At 71.1% G+C, this 4,227-nt stretch carries 3 protein-coding genes; 1 reads left to right on the forward strand and 2 read right to left on the reverse strand.

All coding sequences use genetic code 11. The features are described from left to right. Positions 1-91: 91 nt before the first annotated feature. On the reverse strand, positions 92-1,594 hold the full coding sequence (rpsA, locus tag H0X00_RS19885) for a 30S ribosomal protein S1 (protein ID WP_293774203.1): 1,503 nt from the start codon (positions 1,592-1,594) through the stop codon (positions 92-94). A 250-nt stretch (positions 1,595-1,844) separates the two neighbouring features. On the opposite strand from rpsA, the gene H0X00_RS19890 reads away from it, so the two are divergent. Next, on the forward strand, positions 1,845-2,684 hold the full coding sequence (locus H0X00_RS19890) for a class I SAM-dependent methyltransferase (protein WP_293774204.1): 840 nt from the start codon (positions 1,845-1,847) through the stop codon (positions 2,682-2,684). A 1,190-nt stretch (positions 2,685-3,874) separates the two neighbouring features. Here H0X00_RS19890 and H0X00_RS19895 read toward each other — a convergent pair. After that, on the reverse strand, positions 3,875-4,227 hold a 353-nt coding region (locus H0X00_RS19895; protein WP_293774205.1), incomplete at its 5' end, for an SdrD B-like domain-containing protein.

Raw genomic sequence — 4,227 nt, forward strand, 5'->3', positions numbered from 1 at the left:
CCCCCCCCCCCCCACGACCCCCCGAAAGCAGCAAGAGCCCCGCCCGGCGGACCGGACGGGGCTCTTCTGACGTTCTGTCAGCTGGGGGTGGTCAGCTACGACCCGTCAGCTTCTCGCGCAGCGCCGCCAGAGCCTCGTCGGAGGCCAGCGTGCCACCGTCGCCCTCGCCGTCAACCGGCTCGGAGCCGGAGGACGAGGAGTAGGAGGACGGAGCCGCGGCAGCTGCGCCGGCTTCCGCGTCCGCTTCCTGCGCGGCCTTCATCTGCTTGCGGTGCGCGTCGAACCGCTCGCGCGCCCTGGCGTACGCCTTCTCCCACGTCTCGCGGGCGGCGTCGTGGCCCGGCAGCCACTCGTTGGTCTCCGGGTCGAAGCCCTCCGGGTAGATGTACTCCCCGGCCTCGTTGTACTCCGCCGGCATGCCGTAGAGCGCCGGGTCGAAGTGCTCCTCTTCGCCGCTGACAGCCCCGCCCGCGTTCTCGTTGGCCTGCTTGAGCGAGAGCGAGATACGACGACGCTCGAGGTCGATGTCGATGACCTTGACGAAGATCTCGTCGCCGACCTGCACGACCTGCTCGGGGATCTCCACGTGGCGCTCGGCCAGCTCGGAGATGTGCACCAGACCCTCGATGCCCTCGTCCACGCGGACGAACGCGCCGAACGGCACCAGCTTGGTGACCCGGCCCGGCACGACCTGACCGATCGCGTGGGTGCGGGCGAACTGCTGCCACGGATCTTCCTGGGTCGCCTTGAGCGACAGCGAGACGCGCTCGCGGTCCATGTCGACGTCGAGAACCTCGACGGTGACCTCCTGGCCGACCTCGACCACCTCGGACGGGTGGTCGATGTGCTTCCAGGACAGCTCGGAGACGTGCACCAGACCGTCGACCCCACCGAGGTCGACGAAGGCACCGAAGTTGACGATCGAGGACACGACGCCGGAGCGGACCTGGCCCTTCTGAAGGGTCGTCAGGAACGTCTGGCGGACCTCGGACTGGGTCTGCTCGAGCCAGGCGCGGCGGGACAGGACCACGTTGTTGCGGTTCTTGTCCAGCTCGATGATCTTGGCCTCGAGCTCCTTGCCGACGTACGGCTGCAGGTCGCGGACGCGGCGCATCTCCACCAGCGAGGCGGGGAGGAAGCCACGAAGGCCGATGTCGAGGATCAGACCACCCTTGACGACCTCGATCACCGTGCCGGTGACGATGCCGTCTTCTTCCTTGATCTTCTCGATCGTGCCCCAGGCGCGTTCGTACTGGGCGCGCTTCTTGGACAGGATCAGGCGACCCTCCTTGTCCTCCTTCTGGAGAACCAGGGCCTCGATCTCATCGCCGACCTTGACGACCTCGGAGGGGTCGACGTCGTGCTTGATGGAGAGTTCGCGGGAGGGGATGACGCCTTCGGTCTTGTAACCGATGTCGAGGAGGACCTCGTCCCGGTCGACCTTGACGATAACGCCCTCGACGATGTCACCATCGTTGAAGTACTTGATCGTGAGGTCGATCGCGGCGAGGAAGTCTTCCTCGGAGCCGATGTCGTTGATCGCGACCTGCGGCGGCGTGTGCTGTGCGGGGTTTGCCTCGACGGTGCTCGTCATGTGTTGGGTTGCTCCGGTACGGACAGGAATCGGCTGGTGCGAACGGACGGCTCCCGCCTGCCGACAACCGCTCGAATCCCCTGCCTACGCGACGACGAGAAGCGCAAACCAAGAACAACAACCGGAACGACCTACGAGCGTGCGCCTACTACGTCTGAGGCGCACGAGCCCACAACGCGCCTGCCAGAATACGTCCCGCCCGGAAACTCGGTCAATTACACCCCTGTCAGACCCCTCGCGGAGGAGGCCGATGGCCGAGCTGAGCTGGGAACTTCCGGACCAGGAGGACCCAGCTGTCGTCGAGGCCGGGCGGACGGACTGCGACGACGCGGCCACCCGCTCGGCCAACCGTGGCTACTGGAACCGCACCGCCGACAGCTACCAGGCCGAGCACGGCGCCTTTCTCGGCGCCGCGGACTTCGTCTGGGGTCCGGAGGGACTGACCGAGGCCGAGGCGGGCCTGCTGGGCCCGGTGACCGGGCGCCGGGTGCTGGAGATCGGGTGCGGCGCGGGGCAGTGCGCCCGCTGGCTGGCGAACGCCGGCGCCGCCGTCGTCGGGCTGGACCTGTCCGAGGGCCAGTTGCGGCACTCCCAGGCCCTGGACGCCCGCACCGGCACCGCGGTGCCGGTGGTTCTGGCCGACGCCACCGATCTCCCGTTCGCCGACGCCTCCTTCGACCTGGCGTGCTCCGCCTACGGCGCGGTCCCCTTCGTCGCGGACTCGGCGCGCGTGATGCGCGAGGTGGCCCGGGTGCTGCGGCCGGGCGGTCGCTGGGTGTTCTCGGTGTCCCACCCCCTGCGCTGGTGCCTGCCCGACGACCCGGGGCCGGTCGGCCTGACGGTGCACGAGTCCTACTTCGACCGCCGGCCCTACGTGGAGTCGGCCGCCGGTGGGCGGGCGGTCTACGCCGAGCACCACCGCACGATGTCCGACCGGGTCCGGGAGATCCTCGGCGCCGGGATGTGGTTGGCCGACCTCGTCGAGCCGGAATGGCCGGACGGGCACGAGCAGATCTGGGGCGGTTGGAGCCCGCTGCGGGGGCGGCTCATCCCCGGCACGGCGATCTTCTGCTGCGAGAAGCCGGCATGAGCTCACCGGGCCAACCTGCGGGCGTGCTCCGCGGCGGCGCCCTGCTGGCGGCCGGCCTGGCGGTGTCCAACGCGTTCGGCTACGCGCTCAACTTGGTCGCCTCCCGGGTGCTCGGCCCGGACGAGTTCGGCGCGTTCGCCGCGCTGATGGGCATCGTGCTGGTCGCCTTCGTCGGATCGCTGGCCCTGCAATCGGTGACCGCGCGCCGGCTGGCCACCGACGGCCCGGCCGCGGCCCCCGCGATGGCGCGGCTCGGGCGCAGGTTCGCCTTCGGGATCGCCGGGGGCCTGGCGTTGGCTGCGCCCGCGTTCTCGGTCTTCCTGCACCTGGACACCGTGCAGGTGCTTCTGGTGGCCGCCTCGATGGTGCCGCTCACCCTGGTCGGGTACCGCTTCGGTCTGGCCCAGGGCACCGAGCGCTTCGCCCCGCTGGCGGTGCTCTACATCGTGGTGGCGAGCGGGCGGCTCGGCGGGACGCTGGTCGGATTGGCCATCCGGGACAGCGTGACCGCCGGCCTGATCGGGTCGCTGGCCGGCGCGAGCGCCGCGGCGGTGCTGGCCGCTCGGATCGCGCCGTCCCCACACCCCTCGACGGACATCCCCGAGCCGGGCGCCGCCCGGGAACTGGCGATCGCGGCGGGAGCGCTGTTCGCCTTCTTCGGGCTGACCAACGTCGACGTCCTGCTCGCGCGCCACCACCTGGACGGGCACGAGGCCGGTCTGTACGCGCTCGGCGCCGTCGTGGGCAAGGGCGCGTTCTGGTTCCCCGCGTTCATCGCGGTGCTGGCCTATCCGATGCTCGTCGACGAGTCCCGCCGCGGCAGCGCCATGCGGGTCTCGCTCGCGCTGGTCGCCGCCTCGGGCGCGGTGCTGACCCTCGGCACCGCGCTGGCCCCGCACTTCGTGGTCGGCCTGATCGGCGGCGACGAGTACGAGGACCTGGCCGATGAGGTCGCACTGTTCGCGTTGGCCGGGTCCATGTACGCGGTCGCCCAACTGCTGATCTACGCCCGCCTCGCCCAGGGCGATCCCCGCTCGGGGGTGCGGGTGGCGGCCGTGGGGGTCGCGCTGGTGCTCTGGGTGCAGCTCAGTGCGAACGACACGGTCACCGCGATCGTGCTCAGCGTCTGCGCGGCCGCGGCGGCCCTCTCGGTGGCCGGCCTGCTCGCGGAGCGCCGGATCCTGCTGTGGTCAGACCGCCGGGCCGGCGATGAAGCCGACGATGAGGGTGGCACCCGGAGCGAGCTCGACGGCCTCGACGCGGTCCAGCCCGAGCAGCCAGCCGGCGGGCGCGAGGACCCCGAGCGGCAGCAGCCCGGCAGGTAGCGCGGAGACCGCGACGGAGTAGGTGCCCGGAGCCAGGTCCAGCAGGGCGAAGCGTCCCGCGGCGTCGGTCGGCACGGTGAGGTCGACCGCGGTGCCGGCGGCGGAGGTGCCGAAGATGCGCACGGTCGCCTCGGCGACGCCGGCCTCCTCCGGGTCGTCGACGGTGTCGCCGTCGGCGTCGAGGAAGATCCGCCCGCCGATCGCGGACAGGGCCGGCG

The organism is Sporichthya sp. (genome assembly GCF_013815995.1).
In the GTDB taxonomy this organism is placed as follows: domain Bacteria; phylum Actinomycetota; class Actinomycetes; order Sporichthyales; family Sporichthyaceae; genus Sporichthya.

Excerpts from the sequence above, each read along its gene's own strand:
- rpsA (WP_293774203.1), bottom strand. The coding sequence starts at position 1,594 with ATGACGAGCACCGTCGAGGCAAACCCCGCACAGCACACGCCGCCGCAG.
- H0X00_RS19890 (WP_293774204.1), top strand. The coding sequence starts at position 1,845 with ATGGCCGAGCTGAGCTGGGAACTTCCGGACCAGGAGGACCCAGCTGTC.